Annotated in this window: 12 protein-coding genes; 4 read left to right on the forward strand and 8 right to left on the reverse strand. The window is 69.6% G+C overall.

Annotated features, from left to right (window positions below; genetic code table 11):
• Positions 1–101: 101 nt before the first annotated feature.
• The 6 genes from ACQEVO_RS01215 to ACQEVO_RS01240 form a co-directional block, all read right to left on the reverse strand.
• Positions 102–3,842, reverse strand: a complete 3,741-nt coding sequence (locus tag ACQEVO_RS01215) for a multifunctional oxoglutarate decarboxylase/oxoglutarate dehydrogenase thiamine pyrophosphate-binding subunit/dihydrolipoyllysine-residue succinyltransferase subunit (protein ID WP_432922209.1) — start codon at positions 3,840–3,842, stop codon at positions 102–104.
• A 191-nt stretch (positions 3,843–4,033) separates the two neighbouring features.
• The gene (locus tag ACQEVO_RS01220) at positions 4,034–7,702 is read right to left on the reverse strand and encodes an ABC transporter ATP-binding protein (RefSeq protein WP_432907872.1); all 3,669 of its coding nucleotides are present in this window, start codon (positions 7,700–7,702) and stop codon (positions 4,034–4,036) included.
• A gap of 126 nt (positions 7,703–7,828) precedes the next feature.
• The gene (locus ACQEVO_RS01225) at positions 7,829–8,611 is read right to left on the reverse strand and encodes an ABC transporter permease (RefSeq protein ID WP_432907874.1); all 783 of its coding nucleotides are present in this window, start codon (positions 8,609–8,611) and stop codon (positions 7,829–7,831) included.
• On the reverse strand, positions 8,608–9,549 hold the full coding sequence (locus tag ACQEVO_RS01230; protein ID WP_432907877.1) for an ATP-binding cassette domain-containing protein: 942 nt from the start codon (positions 9,547–9,549) through the stop codon (positions 8,608–8,610). Before ACQEVO_RS01230 ends, ACQEVO_RS01225 begins: the two co-directional genes overlap by 4 nt.
• Complete coding sequence (locus ACQEVO_RS01235; protein WP_432907879.1) at positions 9,546–10,361, reverse strand: hypothetical protein; 816 nt, start codon at positions 10,359–10,361, stop codon at positions 9,546–9,548. The genes ACQEVO_RS01230 and ACQEVO_RS01235 overlap by 4 nt, the downstream gene beginning before the upstream one ends.
• Before the next feature lie 622 nt (positions 10,362–10,983).
• The gene (locus ACQEVO_RS01240; protein ID WP_432907882.1) at positions 10,984–12,003 is read right to left on the reverse strand and encodes a glutathione S-transferase family protein; all 1,020 of its coding nucleotides are present in this window, start codon (positions 12,001–12,003) and stop codon (positions 10,984–10,986) included.
• Between the two features lie 39 nt (positions 12,004–12,042).
• Between ACQEVO_RS01240 and ACQEVO_RS01245 the strand changes: the two genes are divergently transcribed.
• Positions 12,043–12,837, forward strand: a complete 795-nt coding sequence (locus ACQEVO_RS01245) for an enoyl-CoA hydratase/isomerase family protein (RefSeq protein ID WP_432907885.1) — start codon at positions 12,043–12,045, stop codon at positions 12,835–12,837.
• Between the two features lie 129 nt (positions 12,838–12,966).
• Positions 12,967–14,352: a class I adenylate-forming enzyme family protein gene (locus ACQEVO_RS01250; protein WP_432907888.1), complete on the forward strand. Its 1,386-nt coding sequence runs from the start codon at positions 12,967–12,969 to the stop codon at positions 14,350–14,352.
• An 82-nt stretch (positions 14,353–14,434) separates the two neighbouring features.
• Here the strand turns inward: ACQEVO_RS01250 and ACQEVO_RS01255 are convergent, their stop codons facing one another.
• Positions 14,435–15,193 carry a tyrosine-protein phosphatase gene (locus ACQEVO_RS01255; protein WP_432907891.1) on the reverse strand — a complete coding sequence of 253 codons (759 nt, stop codon included), beginning with the start codon at positions 15,191–15,193 and terminating at the stop codon, positions 14,435–14,437.
• A gap of 364 nt (positions 15,194–15,557) precedes the next feature.
• Here ACQEVO_RS01255 and ACQEVO_RS01260 point away from each other — a divergent pair, with 364 nt between their 5' ends.
• A complete protein-coding gene (locus tag ACQEVO_RS01260; RefSeq protein ID WP_432907894.1) occupies positions 15,558–16,037 on the forward strand; it encodes a TetR family transcriptional regulator in 480 nt (159 codons plus the stop codon).
• A gap of 40 nt (positions 16,038–16,077) precedes the next feature.
• Entirely contained in the window at positions 16,078–17,262 is a 1,185-nt protein-coding gene (locus ACQEVO_RS01265; RefSeq protein ID WP_432907897.1) for an alanine racemase, read from the forward strand.
• Between the two features lie 113 nt (positions 17,263–17,375).
• On the opposite strand, the gene ACQEVO_RS01270 is transcribed toward ACQEVO_RS01265, so the two are convergent.
• A complete protein-coding gene (locus ACQEVO_RS01270; protein ID WP_432907899.1) occupies positions 17,376–21,062 on the reverse strand; it encodes an AAA domain-containing protein in 3,687 nt (1,228 codons plus the stop codon).
• Positions 21,063–21,064 lie beyond the last annotated feature (2 nt).

A 21,064-nucleotide genomic window follows, 5' to 3' on the forward strand; every position in this document is an offset into this window, starting at 1 on the left:
AACGGGCCGCGGCCGAAACATCGGGACGAGCCGGAAACGAGAGACGCCGGGCGCGAACCCCCTCGAGAAGGGGACGCACCCGGCGTCGAGCGAGTCGAGGGTCAGCTGGTGGGCTCGAACGCCTCGTCGATGATCTCGGCCTGCTCCACCGCGTGTACCTTGTTAGAACCCGAGGACGGGGCCGACATGGCGCGACGCGAGATGCGGCGCAGGCGGCCGAGCCGCTGCGGCAGCAGTTCCGGCAGGTTCAGGCCGTAGAACGGCCAAGCACCCTGGTTCGCCGGTTCTTCCTGCACCCAGGCGATATCGGTCGCGTTGGTGTAGCGCTCCAACGCCTCGTTCAACCGGAACTTCGGCATCGGGTAGAGCTGTTCCACCCGGACGATGGCGACATCGTCACGCTTGCGCTTGGCCTTCGCGGCGGCCAGCTCGTAGTAGAGCTTGCCGCTGGTCAGCAGGATGCGCTTGACCGCGCCGCGGTCGCCGATGCCCTGTTCGTAGGTGGGTTCGTCGAACACCGAGCGGAACTTGGACTCCGTGAAGTCCTTCAGATCGCTCACCACGGCCTTGTTGCGCAGCATCGACTTCGGGGTGAAGACGATCAGCGGCCGGCGGATACCGTCGAGCGCGTGCCGGCGCAGCAGGTGGAAATAGTTCGCCGGGGTCGACGGCACCGCGACCGTCATCGAACCCTCCGCGCACAGCTGCAGGAAACGCTCGATCCGGCCGGAGGTGTGGTCGGGACCCTGGCCCTCGTGCCCGTGCGGCAGCAGCAGCACGACCTCGGACAGCTGACCCCATTTCGCCTCACCGGACGAGATGAACTCGTCGATGATCGACTGCGCGCCGTTGACGAAATCGCCGAACTGCGCCTCCCACAACACCAGTGCGTCCGGGTTGCCCAGCGAATAGCCGTATTCGAAACCGACGGCGGCGAATTCGCTCAGCGCCGAATCGTGCACCGCGAACCAGCCCGGGTTGGCGCTGTTGATGTTGTGCAGCGGGGTGTACTCGGCGGCGGTCTTGCGGTCGATGATCACCGAATGCCGCTGGGTGAAGGTGCCGCGGCGGGAATCCTGACCGGTCAGCCGGACCGCGCGACCCTCGTCGATCAGCGTGCCGAAGGCCAGCAACTCGGCGAACGCCCAGTCGACCTTGCCCTCGTAGGCCATTTCGCGGCGCTTGTCCAGCACCGGCTGCACGCGCGGATGCACGCTGAAACCGTCGGGCACGTTCACGAAGGCGTCGCCGATCCGCTGCAGTACCGACTTGTCCACGGCGGTGAGCACGGTGGACGGGATCTGCTGGGCGTCCTCCACCGATTCGCTCGGCCCCGGCGGGTACTTCTCCAGCTCGCGGACCTCGTTGAAGACCCGCTCCAACTGGCCCTGGTAATCGCGCAGCGCGTCCTCGGCCTCTTTCAGCGAGATATCACCACGGCCGATCAGGCTCTCGGTGTAGCTCTTGCGGACGCTGCGTTTGGTGTCGATGACGTCGTACATGTACGGCTGGGTCATCGACGGATCGTCGCCCTCGTTGTGGCCGCGGCGGCGGTAGCAGATGAGGTCGATCACCACGTCCTTGCGGAACTTCTGCCGGAAATCGACCGCCAGGCGGGCCACCCAGTCGCAGGCCTCGGGATCGTCACCGTTGACGTGGAAGATCGGGGCGCCGATGAACTTGGCGATATCGGTGGAGTACTCGGTGGAGCGGCTGTTCTCCGGCGCGGTGGTGAAACCGATCTGGTTGTTCACCACGATATGGATGGTGCCGCCCACGCGATAACCGCGCAGACCCGACAGGTTCAGGGTTTCCGCGACCACGCCCTGCCCGGCGAACGCGGCGTCACCGTGCAGCATCAGCGGTACGACCGAGAAGCCCTCGGGGCCGTCGCCCTTGTCCAGCAGGTCCTGTTTGGCGCGCACCAGACCCTCGAGTACGGGGTCGACCGCTTCCAGATGCGACGGGTTGGCGGTCAGCGAGACCTCGATCTCGTTGTCGCCGAACATCTGCAGGTAGGTGCCGCGCGCGCCGAGGTGGTACTTCACATCACCCGAGCCGTGCGTGGCGGCCGGGTTCATATTGCCCTCGAACTCGGTGAAGATCTTCGAGTACGGCTTGCCGACGATATTGGCCAGCACATTGAGCCGGCCGCGGTGCGGCATACCGATCACGACCTCGTCGAGCGAATGCTCGGCGCACTGATCGATCACCGCGTCCATCATCGGGATCACCGATTCGGCGCCCTCGAGCGAGAACCGCTTCTGGCCGACGTACTTGGTCTGCAGGAAGGTTTCGAACGCCTCGGCCGCGTTGAGCCGGTTCAGGATGTACTTCTGCTGGGCGACGGTCGGCTTCACATGTTTCTGCTCGACCCGGTCCTGGATCCATTTCAGCTGTTCCGGTTCCAGGATGTGGGTGTATTCCACACCCACATGCCGGCAGTAGGCCTCGCGCAGCACGGAGAGGACATCGCGCAGTTTCATGCGCTCCTGGCCGTGGAAACCACCGACGTTGAACTCGCGGTCGAGGTCCCACAGGGTCAGGCCGTGCTGGATGACATCCAGGTCGGGGTGGCTGCGGAATTTCTCTTTGACCAGGCGCAGCGGGTCGGTATCGGCCATGAGGTGGCCGCGGTTGCGGTAGGCCGCGATCATCTCCAGCACGCGGGTGCTCTTGTCGACACCGCGTTCCTGGATGTCCTTGCGCCACCGGATCGGCTCGTACGGCACGCCCAGGCCGTGGAAGATCTCGTCGTAGAACTCGTCGGCGATGAGCAGCTTGTGGATGGTGCGCAGGAAATCACCGGACTCCGCGCCCTGGATGATGCGGTGATCGTAGGTCGAGGTCAGGGTCATCAGCTTGCCGATGCCGACCTCGGCGATCCGCTCGTCGCTCATGCCCTGGAACTCGGCCGGATACTCCATGGCACCCGCGCCGATGATCGCGCCCTGGCCCTGCATGAGCCGCGGTACGGAATGCACGGTGCCGATGGTGCCGGGGTTGGTCAGCGAGATGGTGACCCCGCTGAAATCCTCGGCGGTCAGTTTGCCGTCGCGGGCGCGCCGGACGATGTCCTCGTAGGCGGTGTGGAACTGCGCGAAGGTCATCTCCTCGCAGCCCTTGATGGCCGCGACCACCAGGGAACGGTTGCCGTCCTTACCGGGTAGGTCGATGGCCAGGCCCAGGTTGGTGTGCGCGGGGGTGACCGCGTTCGGCTTCCCGTCGACCTCGGCGAAATGCCGGTTCATGTTCGGGAACGCCTTCACGGCCTGCACGATGGCGTAACCGAGCAGGTGGGTGAAGGAGATCTTCCCGCCGCGGGTACGGGCGAGATGGTTGTTGATGACGATCCGGTTGTCGATCATCAGCTTGGCCGGGACGGCCCGCACACTGGTGGCGGTCGGGATGGCCAGCGATGCCGACATGTTCTTGGCGACCGCCGCCGCGGCACCGCGCAGCACCTTCTTCTCCTCGGCGGCCGGTGGTTTCGGCGCGCCCGAGGTGGGGGCGGCGTTGGACGTCGGCGCCGGGGTGGTCTTCGGCGCGCGCTGCTGCTGCGCTGTCGCGGACGTCTTCGCGGCGGTGGTGGCGGGTGTGGCCGGCTTCGGGGCCGCGGCCGGGGTGGCCGCACTGGCCGGCGCGGAAGACGCGGTGGCGCGGGTCTGCACGGAGGCCGCCTCGGCCGGTACGGGGGCGGAATTCACCGCGCGGGCCGCCGGTGCCGCGGCGGGCCGGTCGCTGTTGCCGGTATCACCGGAGGTCTCGGGGGTGTAGTCGGCGAGGAACTCGTGCCAGCTGGCGTCGACCGAGGATGGATCCTGTTTGAACTTCTGATACATCTCGTCGACCAGCCACTGGTTCTGACCGAACTGGGATTTTGAGCTGCTCACAGCAGGTGTTCGCCTCATTTCGTTCTTCGCGCTGCGACGTTTGTGACGTGCCCGGCACCGGGGATCGGTGGATGGGTACCGATACGCCCTCCGACGAGGATATGCCCCCGTACCCATCGGCTACGTCACCGACCACCGGTCTACCCCGACCTCATAGTTGACGACTCGTGTCCTATCGAGAATATTCCTTCCGCGTTACCCGCGGCTGTCCAGAGGCGGGCATACTCCCCACCCGCCGCCAGCAGATCCGCGTGCGTCCCCATTTCCACGATCCGCCCGTGGGCGACCACGGCGATCCGGTCGGCGCGCGCCGCGGTGGCCAGCCGGTGCGCGACGACCACGGTCGTCCGGTCACGGGCGAGTGAACCGGTCGCTGCCAGTACTTTCTCTTCGGTATCGGGGTCGAGGGTGGCGGTGGCCTCGTCCAGCAGCAGGATGTCGGGGTCGACGAGCTGGGCGCGGGCCAGGGCGATGAGCTGGCGTTGCCCCGCGGAGAGCCCGCGGCCGCGTTCCCCGACGGGCCGGTGCATTCCACCGGGCAGGCCGGCGATCATCTCCGCCGCGCCCACCGCCCGGGCGGCGGCGGCGATCTCCGATTCGGTCGCGGATGGTTTCCCGAATGCAATGTTGCTCGCCACATCGCCGGTGAACAGGTGAGCTTCCTGCGGGACCATGCCGAGCCGCGAGCGGTACCGGTCGAGCCGGTAGTCGCGGATATCGACCCCGTCCGCGCGGACCACGCCGGTATCGGTCTCGCCCAGGTCGTAGAGCCGCGCCAGCAGTTTGACGATGGTGGATTTCCCGGCGCCGGTCGCGCCGACCAGCGCCAGTGACCCGCCGGGGGCCACGGCGAGATCCACCCCGTCCAGTGCGGGACGGTCGGTGGCCGGGTAGCTGAAGCGCACCGCGTCGAGCGCCAGATCGCCGCGCAGGCCGCCGGTGATCGGGTCGGCGCCGGGCGGGTCGGCGCGAATGGAGGACGGGGTGCGCAGCAGCTCACCGATTCGCCGCAACCCCACCCGCGCCTGCTGATATCCGTCGAAGACCTGCGACAACTGCTGTACCGGGCCGAACAGCAACTCCAGGTACAGCACGAACGCGATGAGAGTTCCGGCGCTCGTCTCCCCGGCCGCCACCGCGTGCGCACCGGTGAGTACCACCAGCGCCAGCGCCAGATCGGTCCACGAGGCCATGAACGCGAAGTACAGCGCGATGGCCCGCTGCGCCCGCATCCGGCTGCGCCGGTACCCGGCGGAGTATTCGGCGAACCGATGGGCCGACCGCCGCTCGTACCGGTAGGCCTGCACCGCCCGCAGGCCGGCGACGTTCTCCTGGAAATCGGCGTTCACGGTGGACACCCGCTCCCGGGAGACGCTGTAGGCCACCGAGGAGACGCGGCGGAAGATCACCGTGGCGATGATCAGCGGCGGAAGGACACCCAGCAGGACCACCAGGGCGAGCCGCGTATCGATCACCAGGAGAGCGCCCGCGATGCCGGCCAGCGACAGCGCGCTCACCAGGGCGGTCGACACACCGGTCTGCAGGAAGGTGGACAGCGCGTCGACGTCGGTGGTCATCCGGGTCATGATCCGGCCGGACAGTTCCCGCTCGTAGTAGTCCAGCCCGAGACGTTGCAGATGGGCATAACTGCGGATCCGCAGCCCGTACAGCACCCGTTCACCGGTCCGGGAGGTGAGCAGGGTGGTCGCGGACGCGGCCACCCAGCCGGCCAGTACCAGTCCGGTGCCGAGCAGCGCGGTGACGGCCAGCGCGCCCGGGTCCGATCCCGCGACACCGGAATCGATGGCGTGCCGTACCAGCGGCGGGAAACCGATCCCGATGAGTGCGTCGAGTGCCAGGAGCAGGACCGAGGCCAGGACCAGTAGACGCACCGGATGCAGCAGGCGGGCCAGCCGGAAACCCGGGTCCGGTTCGCGGAGCCGGGCCGGGTCCAGCCGGGGCTGCTCGTCGGCCGCGGGCAGGCGTGCGATCTCGCGGCGCAGCTCCGGTGTCTCGCTGAGATTCGCCGCGGCGGCCATCCGGTCCGTCGACTGGGTGACCGGCAGCCGGTCGGTGACGACGGCGGGCCCGCTCACCACGGCCGTGGCCGGCTCCGGCAGGCGGATCACCCGGTCGGCATGGGCCAGGGTGGACTCGCGGTGCGCCAGGATGATCGTGGTTCGCGAGCCCTGGCCGGGCAGAGCGCCGAAAATGGCGGCCTCGGTCACCGCGTCCACCGCCGAGGTGGCGTCGTCGAGAACGAGGATCCGCGGCCGGGCCAGCAGCGCCCGGGCCAGCGCGATCCGTTGCCGCTGGCCGCCCGACAGCGTGAGACCGCGTTCCCCGACCACGGTGTCGTAGCCGTCGGGCAGCGCTTCGATGAATTCATCGGCGGCGGCCTGACGGGCGGCCTCCCGGATCTCGGCGGCGGTGGCATCGGGCCGGCCCAGGGCGATATTCGCGGCGACGCTGGAGCTGAACAGGAACGGGTCGTCGAACACCACGCCGACCGCCGCACGTAACTGCGCCGCGGCGATATCGGCGATATCGACGGGTTCCGTGGCGCCGGTGCCGAGCAGCCGGATCCGGCCGGAATCCGGTGCGTAGAAGCGGGGCAGCAGCAGCGACAGCGTCGTCTTCCCGGAGCCCGCAGGACCGATGATCGCCACGGTTTCGCCGGGGTGTACCCGCAGATCGAGATCGCGAAGGATCGGCTGACCGGGGTCGAAACCGAAGGTCACCGCCTCGAGTTCGATACCCAGCGGGCCATCCGGTACCGGCACGGGCTGCGGCGGGTCGGCCACGGCCGGGCCCGCGTCGATCACCTGATAGACGCGTTCGGCCGCGGCGCGGGTGAGCTGGGCCAGGATGATCACCGACGCCATGGTGCGGGCGGTGGTGGTCATGGTCGTCACGTAGGCGCTGAAGGCCAGGAAGGTGCCGAGGCCGATGGCGCCCTGCAGGGCCAGCCAGCCGCCCAGGGCGATCACCACCACCAGACCCGCCTGCGGTATCGCGGCCAGCGTGGGGGAGAAGCGGGCATTGATGCCGGCGGCCCGCATCCGTTCGGCGAAAAGCCGGCGCCCATGCCGTTCCAGCACGTCGACCATGCGTGCTTCCTGGCCGAAACCTTTCACCACCCGGACGCCGGTAACCGTCTCCTCCACATGCTGGGCCAGTTCGGCCGCACGCTGCTGGGCCGACCAGGTGGCGGCATGCAAACGGGGCCGCATCCGGTACACCACCGCGATCACCAGCGGCACCATCAGCAGCGCGGCCGCGGCCAGCGGCGGGGACAGCCACAGCATCACCGCGGCCGCGAGCACGAATTGCAGCAGCGACATCCCCGAGAGCGGGGCCATCGCCAGCAGGGTCTGAACCAGCTGCAGGTCGGTGATGGAACGGGAGACGACCTGGCCGGTGCGCAAAGCATCCTGGCCCGCGCCGTCGAGGCGCTGGAGCGAGCCGAGCAGTTGCAGCCGCAGACCGTGCTGAACATCGAGGGACAGCTTCCCGGCGAGCATGCGCCGCCCGAAGGAGGCGGCGAAGCGGCCGGCGGCGAGCACTGCCAGCAAACCGGCGACGATCCCGATGACCCGGGTGGCGCCGGTGGTCGCCGAATCCACGGCCCATTTGGTGAGCAGCGGCGCCACGATCTCGGCCGCCGCGCCCGCCACCAGGGCCAGCGCGATACCGATCAGCGTGCCGCGATAGCGCCGGCATTCCGCCCACAGCCGGCGGATCCATCCGGTATCGGCCCGGGCACGCTGCCTCGCCCGTACCGGCGACATCGCCTCCGGCTCGCTCATACACCCCTCCCGAATTACCCCCGTTTCACCTGCCATCGACCATAACGACGCCGACCGACAGGGTCTTGTTCCCGGGTGTGGGTTCGGCCGTAGGGCCCGGAGTCCGCCCGGCCGGGCGGCGAACGCTCAGAGCTCGGTGCGGCGCAGCGACCACCAGCTCCACGCGCCGATTCCCACCGTCCACAGCAGCAACACCACGATCGCCGCGGGCGCCGGGGCCAGGAGGTCGGCATCGGTGAACGAGCCGGGGAAGACAGTGCTCAGTGTGGCGGACCCGGGCAGCAGCGTCGCGGCGCCCGGAATGCCGATACCCGCGGTCACCACCCACAGCAGGGGCTCGGCGACCAGTAACCATCCGAGGACGGCACCGACCGCGAGCAGCGGGGCCCGCAGCAGCAACCCGATCCCGGTGCCGATCACGGCCCAGCAGACAGCGGCCACCAGCCCGCCGCCGAGTACCGCGAACAACGAACCGGTGATCTCGAATTTGTCCCGGCCGAACAGCAGCAGGCACACCATCGCCACGATTTCCACCGCGAGCGCGGCCGCCAGGGCCGCGAGACCGGTGACCAGGAACTTCGCCCCGGCCAAGCGGTCGCGGTCGACGGTGAACAGGGCGGTGATCACCAGTGTGTCGTGCTCGTGTTCCCCGGCCGCGCCCGCGGCGCCGAAGGCCGCCGAACCGAGGACGACGGCCAGCAACGCCAGGTAGAGGCCGATGGTCGCGGTGCCGGTCACCGGTTCGCCCCGCGGGTCGGCCGGACCGGCCATGAGCGCGCTCACCGCGGGCGCGACGACTGCCGTCGCCACCGCCAGCCCGGCGAGGACCCGGGTGTAGCGCAGCGTAACGGCCTTGCGGTACTCGGACAGTACGGGCGGAATCAGCTCCGCCGGTACAACGTCGATCATCGGGAAACCCCGTACGGCAGAGTGGTGGACGGCGGCATACCCGCAGTGGCCGGTCCGGCCGCCGCGGCATGGGTGAGCGAAGCGAGTACCCGATCGGGATGGATCCGGTCCGGCACGATCCCGTCCAGCCGGACCCGCGCGGCCCGGGCGGCCTCGACGATATCGTCCTCGGTGGCGCCGGCCACGGCCAGCTGATCGTCGGGCCGGATCACGGCGTCGGTGAAACCGCGCGCCGCCAGTGCGGTCGCGACCGCGATCGATGACGACGACGCGACCACCAACCGGTCGGGATTACGCCGCCGCAAGCGGGCCGGACTGCCCTGGTAGGCGACCGTCCCAGCGCTGAGCACCACCAGATGATCGGCGACCGGCAAAGCGCTGACCAGGCTCTGCGCGGTGAACAGCACGGTGCCACCGCGCCGGGTGTGATGCCGCAGGAAGCCCTGCAACCAGGAGATTTCGCTCAGCTGCATACCGGCGCCCGGATCGTCGAGGATCAGCAGGCGCGGGTCGCCGAGCAACGCGGTGGCCAGCGCGGCCCGGGTTTCCTCGCCGGGAGTCAGATCGTCCGGCACGGCGCGGGCCCGATCGGTGAGGCCGGTGATCTCCAGCACCGCCGGCACCCGGCTGTCGGGGTACCCGCCGGCCGCGGCGTACACCCGCAGATGGTCCCGCACGGTCCGGCGCGGATGGAGTCCACGCGGGGCGAGTACGGCCCCGACCGCCGAACTGCCGCGGCCACCGCTCAATGTGACCGATCCCGTGGTGGGTGGCAGCAGGCCCAGCAGAATCGCGACGATCGTCGACTTCCCGGCGCCGGGCGGACCGACGAGTGCCGAGCAGGTGCCCTGCGCGATATCGAAGGAGACGTCCTGGGCGCCGGTGGCGAAGTCCGGGAACCGCTTGGTCAGGCCGCGGACCGAGATCGCGGGCGTCATCGTGGATCGGCCGGTGGTTGCCGGGGCTCGGTGGGGACAGCCGCGGGCGCGGCGGGCGGCAGGGGCGATTCCGCCGGCCGGGACGGCTGCGAATCCCACTGAGCGGCTTCCTTGCCCGTCTGCCCGGGCGCCGGGTCGAGTTCGGCGTCCACCACCATCTCGTCGGCGAAGTGATGCGGCGGCGGGCCGAAAGCCTTACGCGCGTTGTTGATCGTCGATTTACCGAGGGCCCGGTTACCGACACCACCGATCACGGCGCCGATCCCGGCGGGCACCACCTTGCCGGCCATCAGCGCGGCACGTTTGGTGAGGAACCGGACGATGAACCGCTTGAGCAGCGAATCGTTCATTCCGGAAAGGCCCGGGACCTTGTTCGCGAAAACGGTGCCCCAGTTCTTGGCCGAGGAACCGACGCTCTTCTGCACGATCTCCATACCGCTGTCCCCCAGGACCACGGCCAGCACCATCGCCCGCCGCTGCGGCGCGTCCTCCGGCTTCACCCCGTGCACCGCGGCCACGGCGAGGGTGAACAGTGCGGAAGCCTCCATGAAGAAAGTCGTCTCGGCGCTCACCGCCGCGAGCGCGGCGATCGTCCCGACCCCGGGAATCGCGGCCGAGGCGCCCACGGCGCTACCGCTACCGGTCACCGCCAGCAGATACTGGCGTTCGAGGCGGTCGATGATCTGCGCGGGCGTCTCCTCCGGATGTGCCCGCCGCAGACGTGCGACGTATTTGGCGACGGCGGGTGCTTGTAGCCGGGAACCATGGTCGAGTGCCTCGATCACGGCTTTTTCCACTGCCCCGTTACGCACGGCGTCATCCTCCTTTGCGGGCCCTGTGCACTGTATGACACGAGCCCCACGTTCGTACGGTCTGACAACGGATTACCCGCCCGGCGGGTTCCGTATCTTTGGCGCCGCCTCCGGCGGCACGGGGTTTTGGCCGCTGTGTTTTTTGGCGCCGCCTGCGGCGCCGCGGGTTTTGGCCCCCTTGGTCCCTGCTGTCAGCACTCGACACTCGCGGCTGCGCCGCATCGCATCGAGCACTGACAGCAGGGACGGGCCAAAACCTCTCAGGGCCTCGTAAGACTCGGCACCGCCGTGGTGGCGTTCGGTTTCGGGGTTGTGTGAACCTCTCGGGGGGTCTTGTGAGACTCGGCGGCGCCGTGGTGGCGTTGGGTTTCGGGGTTATGTGGACCTCTGAGGGTCTTGTAGGACTCGGCGGCGGTTGCGTCCAGTGTCGGCGTTATGTGCCCTGCCAGGCCGCGTTGGACTCGGCGCCGCGAGGTTGTGTGGGGGACGGTTGTGTGGGCCGCGCCCCGGGTGCATGCCGGGCTCGGTGTTGCCGCTGGGGCGTTCGGGCTTGGCGTGTAGATCCGTCTCGGCTCGGCGCTCAGGAGTGCCGGGCCGGACGGTTCGGGGGACGGGACGCGGTTTATCGCGCGCCGTGGCCAGGGGGTACCTGTTCGGCGGGGATGGGGGGTTCGGGTGGGGTGCCGTCGCCGAAGGGGCGGCCGCCGAGGGCTTCGCGGCCGTGGGGGGTGAGCCAGTTCGACAGGTCGGGGCCCTTGGGGACCACCTGGGTGGGGTTTATATCGGTGTGGACCTTGTAGTAGTGGTCCTTGATCTGGGCGAAGTCGATCGTGTCGCCGAAGCCCGGAGTCTGGAACAGATCGCGGGCGTACGCCCACAGCACCGGCATCTCGGTGAGTTTGCTGCGATTGCATTTGAAGTGGCCGTGGTAGACCGGATCGAAGCGGGCCAGGGTGGTGAACAGCCGGACGTCGGCCTCGGTGATCGTGTCGCCGACCAGGTAGCGCTGCCCGGACAGGCGGTCGCTCAGCCAATCCAAGGCCGTGAACAGGCGGTCGTAGGCGGCGTCGTAGGCGTCCTGGGCGCCGGCGAAACCGCAGCGGTACACCCCGTTGTTCACCTCGTGGAAAACCCGGGTGTTCACCTCGTCGATCTCGTCGCGCAGCGGCTCGGGGTACAGCTGGGGCGCGCCCGCGCGGTGGTGGGCGGTCCATTCCAGCGAGAAGTCGAGGGTGATCTGCGCGTAGTCGTTCGTGACGACCTGCCCCGTCGGCACATCCACCACCGCGGGCACCGTGATACCGCGCGGATAATCGGGGAAGCGGGCCAGGTAGGCGTCGCGCAACCGCGGGATCCCGAGTACCGGGTCGACGCCGCCGGGGTCGAGGTCGAAGGTCCAGCTGAGCTTGTCGTGGGTGGGTCCGCACAGGCCGAGCGAGATCGCCGATTCCAGGCCGAGCAGGCGGCGCACGATCAGGGTCCGGTTGGCCCACGGACAGGCGCGGGCCGCGACCAGCCGGTAACGGCCCGGTTCCACCGGGTAACCGTCGCGGCCGTCGGCGGTGATCCGGGTGGTGATGTAGTTGGTGTCGCGCTTGAACTCGCCCGGTTCCACGTAGCTGCCCTGTTCGGTTTCGGTCATGTCTCCAGTCTTGCAGGGCCGGGCCATAAGCTGGCTCCCATGAGCGCTACCAAACCCACTCGACTGGAACGTTCGGTGACCGACGGCGGAGCCGAAGTCGCGACGCTGACACTGGCGGCGCCGCCGCTCAACCTGTTCGACAAGGCCATGTTCGACGCGCTGACCCAGGATCTGGCCGACCTCACCGCGCAACCGCCGCGTGCCCTGCTCATCCGGGCGGAGGGAAAAGTGGTCTCCGGTGGGGTGGACGTGCACACGTTCGACGGGTTGACCGCCGAGCAGGGGGCACAGCTGTGGCAGGACCTGTTCGACCGGATCAGTCATCCGATCGAGGCGCTGCCCTGTCCGGTGATCTTCGCCGCGCATGCGCTCACCCTGACCGCCGCCTTCGAGATCGCCCTGGCCTGTGATCTGATCCTGGCCGCGCCGAAGGCGAAGTTCGGCCTGGTGGAGATCGTGGTCGGGCTCACCCCTTCGATGGGCGGTCCGCAGCGGCTGGCCGAACGGGCCGGGTCGGGCCGGGCGCGCGAACTGGTGCTGACCGGCGACCTGTACGACGCGGCCACCCTGCGCGAATGGGGTGTGGTCAACCAGATCCACGACGATGTGGATACCGCCGCGGTGGCACTCACTCACCGGCTGGCCGAGGGGCCGACCCGGGCGCACGCCGCGACCAAGCGGATCGTCGAGGCGTGGCGTTCCGGTGGGGTCGCGCATGCGGATTCGGTGACTCCGCAGGTCTCCGGTGAGCTGTTCGGTACCGAGGATCTGCCGCGGGCGGTGCGCAGTTTTCTCGAGGTGGGCCCGGGCAAGGCCGCTTACCGCGGCCGCTGAGTTGCGAGCGAGTTGCCGGGAAAGAACTTCCGGATCTCGATTTCACCGGATTCGCCGACTCCGTACCCATTTTTGTGATCTGGGTCATATAGTCACAGGTGCCTGACTGTTCGACTGCGCGGAGGTCCGATGCAAGCCGGTACGACCACGACCATCGGGTCTGCAGCCTGTTCTCTGCCGCGTGCGGGCCAGTCGGACGGCCTGACGACCCGGGGCTACAGCGGTCCCGGCCGCGGCTCCGGCGATACCGGGACCGCGCTGGTGGAATTCCATATCGCCGATCACGGGTCGGCGGCCCCGCTGTCCCGCGGCGCGGACGGCATCCTGCGCTACGGCAACCTGAGCCCGGCATTGACCGAACTGCTCGACCTGCAGGTCCATGCGTTCGCCAACCGGGAGGCCGTGGTCGAGGTGGGAGTCGGCCGGCTCACCTATCGGGAGCTGTGGCATTCGGCCTCCCGCGTGGCCGGCGGTTTGCAGGAGCACGGTATCGGCTACGGCGACCGGGTCGCCGTGCATATGCCGCCGGGAGTGCGCTGGGTCCAGGCATTCCTGGGCGCGCTGCTCAGCGGGGCGGTGCCCGTACTGGTGCACCACGAACTGCCGGGCGACCTGGCAGAGCGGGTGATCGCCGATGCCGACGCCGATTTCGTTCTGGGTTCGGCGCAGCGCGGGTGCGGGGCGACGCGGGGTGGCGGGCAATGGTCCACCGATCTGCCCGACGGTGCCGCGTTCATCGACGACGGCGCCGCGCTCAACGATCTGGCACTGCTCTGTTACACCGACGGAGCCGGTCCCGGTCAGTCCCCCACCGGCGTCGAACTGACCAACGAGAACCTGCTGTCGGCCATCCGCTCGATGGTGGCGGCGCTCGATCTGCCCACCGACGGTATGCGCAATCTCGTCCTGCATCCGCTGGCCTACGCCAGCGGATGTGTCGATCAGCTGCTGCCGACCTTCGCCGTCGGCGGCACCGTGGTGCTGGCACAGGGTGATGCCGGGATCACCCGGGCTCTTGCCGCCGAGCAGGTCGATACGGTGGCCGCGAACGCGCACCTGCTGGCCGGTCTGTTGCCGGAGCTGGCGGTGGGCCGTGCCGCCGGCCTGCCGACAGAGCGTGTGGTGCGGATCAGTACCGCCGGTCGACGCCCGGGCGCTGCCCCGGTACCGGGCGTCGCGCAGGAGTTGTGTGAGGTGTTCCCGTCGGCCCGCCAGTGGTCGGTCTGGGGGGCCACCGAAACCAGCGGGATCGGTCTCGCGGTCGGGCCCACGGCCGGCCCCGCCGAGGGTGTGGACGGTACCGTCCTGGGCTTCCCGTTCGGTGGCACCGAACTGGCGCTGTACGGGCCACGGGCCGCGTCCGGTCAGGGTGAGCTGCTGTGCCGCGGCCCCAATGTGTCCCGGCGGTACTGGAAGGATCCGCAGCGCACCGCGGACCGGTTCACGGGCACCTGGTTCCACACCGGCGATCAGGTGAGTATCGGCCGCGACGGGCTGGTCCGGCGGAGTGCGTGAAGCCGGCCGCCGCGGCGTGAATCCGCGCGGCCGGCTGTCGTGGCGTGAACTCGGGTGGCTGCCTAGCGGTGGCGGGCGAAATTCAGGCGACCAGCCGCTCGCGCAGCCGCTCCCGCAGATCCGCGGTGATGCCGGCGGCGCGCAGGTAGGAATCGAAATCGCCGTGCAGTTCCGTTCCGGCGTCCAGGCCCGCGCGCAGGTACTCCTCGCGTACCTCGAGGACCGCCTGCGGCAGGTCGGCGCCGAACTCGTCCTTGAGCGAGGTACGCAGTTCGGCGACGGCGTGATTGCTCAGCAGGTAGTCGGCGAAGATCTCGGTCTCGGGTACCCCTACCGCCCGCAGCAGGGTGGCCACCGTCCAGCCGGTGCGATCCTTACCGGCCGCGCAGTGCACGAGCACGGCGCCGCGGTCGGCGACGATGGCTTCGGCGAGGGTCCGGATGGCGGTATGCGCTTCCGGCCGGGCCGGGAAGTTGCGGTAGACGTCCATCATGTAGGCCAGGGCGGCGCCGGGTGCGTCCTGCCGGCCCGCGCCCGCCTCGTGCGGTGGCGCGGTGGTCGTCCCGTCGTCGAACGGGGTGATGCGCAATTCGATCTCCGGTGGTAGCCGGTCGGCGCCGGCGCGTTCGATTTCGCGGTGGCCGCGCAGGTCGTGCACGGCGCCGACGCCGAGCTCGCGCAGGGTCGTATGGCCGGTGTCGTCGAGACGGCTGAGCTGAGCCGAGCGCATCAGGACCCCGGGCCGGACGGTCCCGCCGCCCTGGACGGGCAAACCGCCGAGATCCCGGAAATTGAAGGTGCCGCTGATTCGGAGATGATCGGCGAGGGGGGAGCTGGTCACCGGATCAGGCTAACCGGCCGGGTCGGGCCCGCGGTGTGGGATCGCGCACAGCGCAGCGGGATGGCGGGGGCGTCGTCGTAGACTTGCCGATGGCCTGTGCCCGGATGGCGGGAGGCCCTGCCGGTATCGCGGGTGCTCGGGTGCCGGTGTGAAATGCCCCGGTTGCGAAGGGGTCACAAAACGGGCTTTGGGTACGAGTTTCCCCGCGTAACTGTTCTCAAACCCCGAAAACATTTCTAATATTGAGATGACGGATTGGTTGGGCCGCTGTTTCCCGACCCTGTGCCTACCGATCCGGCCGGCAGCTTCGGTGTCGGTGTTATCGGTACCGAAGCGTGCGAGTTGTTTGCCGAGGGAGCTTGCGTTGGGCGTACGTGGAGAAATAGCGGAGGGCCGGATGCGGTCGGCCGTACGTGAAGCGGTCGACAACGCCGACGCGGTGCTGGATATCACCGGTCTGCGGGCTCTGCGGGTATTGCTGCACGCGGGGATCAGCGCCTACTGGCCGCTGGTCAAGTCCCGGCCGGTGCAGCAGATCCATGCCTATGAGAAGACCGTGCAGACGCTGTGCCAGCACTGGGATTCGCGGGCCGATTACGCACCCGATCCGGTGATATCGGAGCGGCAGCGCCGGCAGCAGCGGCACGTGGTGGAGTGGCTGGAGCTGTGCGCCGAACGGTCCGGTACGCGCTGGATCGAACCGGTCGATTCGGTGGCCGGGTATGTGATCACGGTGGTTCAGGGTTCGGTGCTGCGGTGGCTGGCCGACTGTGACGACGAAGCGATTCTGGTGGCCTTCGACGATCTGGTCTCGAACCTGGTCACCCGAGCGATCGATATCTGAACCCCGGAAAAGCTGGACGTATGACCAGTCCAGTGGTTGAGTGGGCGGGGTGAGCGCGCCTTCGCCGATCGCCCTGGCTGCGGCCACCGCCGATCTCGACCCCCCACTGGCCGCCGTGGATCTCCAGGCCCTGCGCGCCAATGCCGCCGATCTGGTACGCCGGGCCGCCGGGCGGCCGATCCGCGTCGCGAGTAAATCGGTGCGCTGCCGCGCGGTGCTCGCCGAGGTACTCGGCCCCGAGCTGACCGCAGCGGGTGGTTTCGCCGGGCTCATGGCCTACTCCCTGGCCGAGGCGATCTGGCTGGTGCGCTGCGGGGCCCGCGATGTCCTGCTCGGCTACCCCAGCACCGACCGCGCGGCACTCGCCGAACTGGGCGGCGACCCGGTCCTTCTCGACGCGATCACACTCATGGTCGACGACAGCGTGCAGCTCGACCTCGTCCGCGCCGCCGTCGGCAGCGCTCGGGTCGCGCCCCGCGTCTGCCTGGACGTGGACGCCTCCCTGCGGATCGGGCCGGTCCACCTGGGGGTGCGCCGATCGCCGGTGCGTACCCCGGAACAGGCCGCGGAGCTGGCCCGCCGGGCGCGCGCGGGCGGATTCCGGGTGGTCGGGCTGATGACCTACGAGGCGCAGATCGCCGGGCTGCCGGATTCCTCGTTCGCGGTGCGTCTGGTGAAGAAGGCCTCGGCCCGCGAGATCGAGCGGCGCCGGGCCGCGGTGCTGGCGGCGGTGGTGGCGGTGGCCGGTGAACTCGAGATCGTCAACAGCGGGGGCACCGGATCGGTCGAGCTCAGCGCGGCGGCCGCCGGGGTCACCGAAATCACCGCCGGCTCAGGGCTTTACGTACCGACATTGTTCGACGACTACCGCAGTTTCCGGCCGCATCCGGCGCTGTATTTCGCGCTGCCCGTATTGCGCCGACCCGCTGCCGATATCGCCACGGTTTTCGCCGGCGGATATATCGCGTCGGGTCCGGCGGGAGCGAGCCGGGTGCCGAAACCCGTGTGGCCCAAGGGGTTGCGGATGCTGGGTACCGAGGGAGCGGGCGAGGTGCAGACACCGCTGTCCGGCGCCGCCGGATGCGATATCGGCGACCGGGTGTGGTTCCGTCATGCCAAGGCCGGTGAGCTGTGTGAACGGTTCGATCGGCTGTGGTTGGTGGACGGTGACGGGTCGCGTGTCGCGGTGCCCACCTATCGCGGCGAAGGGAAATGCTTCGGATGACGCCGCGTCCGATATTCGGCGATTGCGCGGAATATCGGAAATTGCGGGATATGTTTCCTATTCGCCCGATTCGGCATTTCCGCGGGGCGCGGGTCACCGCTTTCTCCGATTGATCACAACTGGATGAAAGAGGCGAGTGCGGATAATTCGCCGAGTGTGTCCGGAAGATATTCGGTGAGCAGTGGGGAACGGATGATTATCGCGCGGCGGCGGGCCCGGCAGAGTGCGTCGTGTACCAGTGTGGGCGAGAGCAGCGCGCCGACGGGGCCGGTCGCGTCCTCCGGGCTCGAGGTCGCGGGCGACACCAGTACCACGGCGGCCTCCCGGCCGCGGAAGAGTTCGGGGGTGCCGACCAGCACTTCGTCGATCCGGGCCCGGGACAACAGGGTCCGGATCCGGCTCACCTGCGCGCGGAACGGCGAGACGACGACGATATCGTGCGGTTGCAGCTGCCGGACCGCCGAACCGTCGAACCAGCTGCGACCCAGCAGATCGCGGATCTGCTGCAGCACCTCCCGCGCTTCGGCAGCGGCGGAGGTCGTATTGCCGTGATGTTCCACCAGTACGGTGCTGATCCCGGGTTCGAGGGTCGCCTCCGGATGCGGCGGCACGGGCGCGGCGCGTAGCCGGTCGCCGAAATAGAGGCGCGATACCGGATCGCTCACCTGGGGATGGATGCGCCGGGTCGAGCCCAGGAAGAAGCCGTGGTCCGCGGGCAGGGTGCGCCGGTCGCCGGTCAGCCAGGTGAGGGCCGGGATATCCACCGGTTCGGGATGCGGGCCCGGGGCACGGTCGTGCCGGTCGGTGGGGTCGCCGGTGAGCAGCAGGTTGCGGGCACTCACCGAGACCGCCGCGGCGGCGGCGAGGGGGAAAGCGTTCGCATCCGCGATGACCAGCAGATCCAAGGCGCCCCGGGGTACCCGGGCGGGGTCGGTGAAATCGTCCGGGGTGCCGCCCAGCACGCAACCGCGAATGGCGTTGGACAGGAAACGGGCGTAGCGGGCACGGTCGAGCACCAGCCATTCGGGCGCCACCGCCGCGGCATCGCTTTTCGCGACCAGCTCCGGCAACACCCCGGCCCGCACGATCGCGTCGAGCAGATTCTCGACCGGGGCGGCGCCCGGCGCGACGATACCGATCCGCCAGTTGTCCCGGGTCACCAGCGTGGCCAGCACCTCGGCCAGGATGGCGGTCCGCCCGGTGCCGGTCGGCCCTTGGACGGCGAGGTAGGAATGGTCCAGCTCGCGCAGTACCGCCAGGATCTCGGCTCCCGGGTCGCCGGAGCCCCGGGGATCCGGGGCGGGCGGAGCCGTGGGTTCGGTTTCCGGCGGGGTGGGCGCCTCGCGAGCCTCGGCCGGCCGCTGGGGGGCCGAAGCCGGCGAGCGGGAGTCGAACTCGGGTGTGGACGAGGTTCTGGGTACGGGTCGCCCTGTGGCGGGTGCGGTAGTTGTCGCCGTGGGCTCGTCGCTGCGTATCGACGGAGGCGGCGCGGGTGGGTTGCTGTGGACGGCCTGGAATTCGAATGCGCCGGATACCGTTTGCCGCGGTCCGGGCGGCCGGGTCGGTTGCGGAGCGCCGGCGGTGCCGGCCGTCGGAAGGGCTGCTGCGGCGGATTCGGCCGGCGGTTCCGGTCCGGCGCCGGGGCCGGCGGGGCGCAGCCGGGGCGGGCGGCGGGCGAGCAGGTCGAAGACCGGGTTCTCGGGAATCGCGGGCAGAGTCATGAGCAGGTGCTCGCCGATTTCCTCCAGCGCGTCCGCGGCGGTATCCGGCGCGGACGGCAGGGCCGGTGCCAGGGCGACCGGTAGTTCGTCGTGTGCGGCCGCGCCGGGGGCCAGGGTTTCCTCCACCCGCACCGTATCGGTGAGGTCGTCGTCCATCGAACACCCCAGTACCGTGGCCGGATCGACGGTGCGGATGGCCCGGTGCGCGCGCCGCGCCGGTTCGTAGACGACGTACACCCGGGTGCCCGGTGCGAGCCCGGTTCCGGTGAGGCGCCCGCGCAGCCGCAGGAAGCGGCGGACCGTATCGCCGGGGCCGATATGCCATTGCGTATCGACGGCACAGGAATCGGCCACCATCACCCCCTGACCCGGCGGCCATTCGGGCAGCGGGTGGGTGAGCCGGTCGACATGTGCCCACCACGATGTCTGCTGTTCGCGGCGGTGGTAGCCGAGCAGGGCCGCGGTGAGCGCGGCGATCCGGTGCGGATCGGCCGGGGTGGCGGAGGCTCGTGCACCATCCGGTTCCGCGGGACTTTCCGTACGACCTGCGTATTCGGCGAGCGCGGCCTCGATGGACGACGAGCGCACCGGCGGCGTATCCCGCAACAGCCGGTCCAGTGCGCCCGTGGGTACGCTGCGGTGGGGTGCGGTGTTTTCCTTGCGCAGGCGGTCGGCGAGCCACAGCACGGTGCGGCCGTCTGTTTCACCGGGGTGACCGAGGACGGGGGCGACCTCATCCAGGGCGTAGGACCGGGTGCCGAGGACGAACGCACCTCGCACGATCGGATACAGATCCACCAGGGTGCCGGTGCGTAGCAGCGCGTCCACGGTTTCCTCCCCGGAACCGAGGCGGCCGGCGGTGTGCAGGAGCAGGGTTCGCGCGTCCGCGGTGTAGTGGTAGATGTGCAGTTCGGGGTCGGCGAGCAGCGGTTCGGTGAGCGCGGCGAGCAGATCGGCGAAGGCCCGCCGGGCTTCCTTGCCCACGGCGGTCCGGCGCTGCGGGGTGAGCCGGTCGTGTTCGAGGGGCAATTCGCAGGTGAGCCGGGTGGTTTCGCGGGAGGCCACCACGACCCGGAGCCGATCCGGGGCCACCCGGTGGACGTGCAGGGCGAGATCGCCCCGGGTGGCGGGCGGCAGCATGTCCAGGGCGGCCGGATCGGCCGGGATCCATTCGCCGCGGCCGGAATGTTCTCGGCGCAACTGGACAACGGCCTGGGCACGTAGCCGGGCGAGGATGCGCCCGGGCACCCCCGGTGGGGTTGCGGTGCCGGTGGTGAGCCGGTCGATGGTGTGGATACCGGCCGCGCGCAACCCGGATCGGGTGGCCGGATCCATTCCGGCGACCAGCAGCAGGTCGCGGGCCTCGGTGTAGGCGGCGGTGCAGACATCGCAGCGGCCGCAGGCGCGGAAGCGCGGGTCGCCCCACTGCACCGGCAGCAGTTCGGTCGAATGTTCGTCCAGGATCCATCGCATCCGCCGCCGCGCCGCCCGGTAGACCGGCCGGGCGTCGGTCAGGCCGGCGGTATGGGTTTCGGTGCCGGCGTGGATGTGCAGCACCGGATCGACCGGTACGGACAGCGATTCGAGGAACGCGGCGGCGGCGGCGAGCCGCAGCGCGGTGGCCACCACCTGTGCGGACCCGGGTGCGGCGCCGTGCAGGCGCAGGCCCTGCGCTGTCGTGGTGAGCAGCTCGGCGTGGGTGAAGAAGTCGCCGTCGAAGAACACCGCGCCCAGGATCGCGGGGGCTCCGTCGCGTACCGCGGCGACGGAGGCGGTATGCGCGGCGCCGAGGGCGCCGAGCGGATCGGCCGGATCACCCGGCGGGGGTGGCGCCACCACCCGGGCGCCGTACCGCTCGCGCGCGGCGGCGCGCTGCCGCGCGAATTCCGGGTACCGCGAATCGTTTTCCGGCGAGGCGGTCCATTCGTCGAAAACTGTTGTGCCGGAAGCGTTCCCGATTTCAACAGCGGCGGCGGTGCCGAGTTCGGCGTCGAGTGCGCGCAGCAGCGCGAATTCACAGCGCGCTCCGCGCTCCAGATCCGTGGCGCCGCACACCACCCGATCACCGACAACGAACACCC

The organism is Nocardia sp. CA-290969, assembly GCF_050936135.1.
Taxonomy (GTDB): Bacteria; Actinomycetota; Actinomycetes; order Mycobacteriales; family Mycobacteriaceae; genus Nocardia.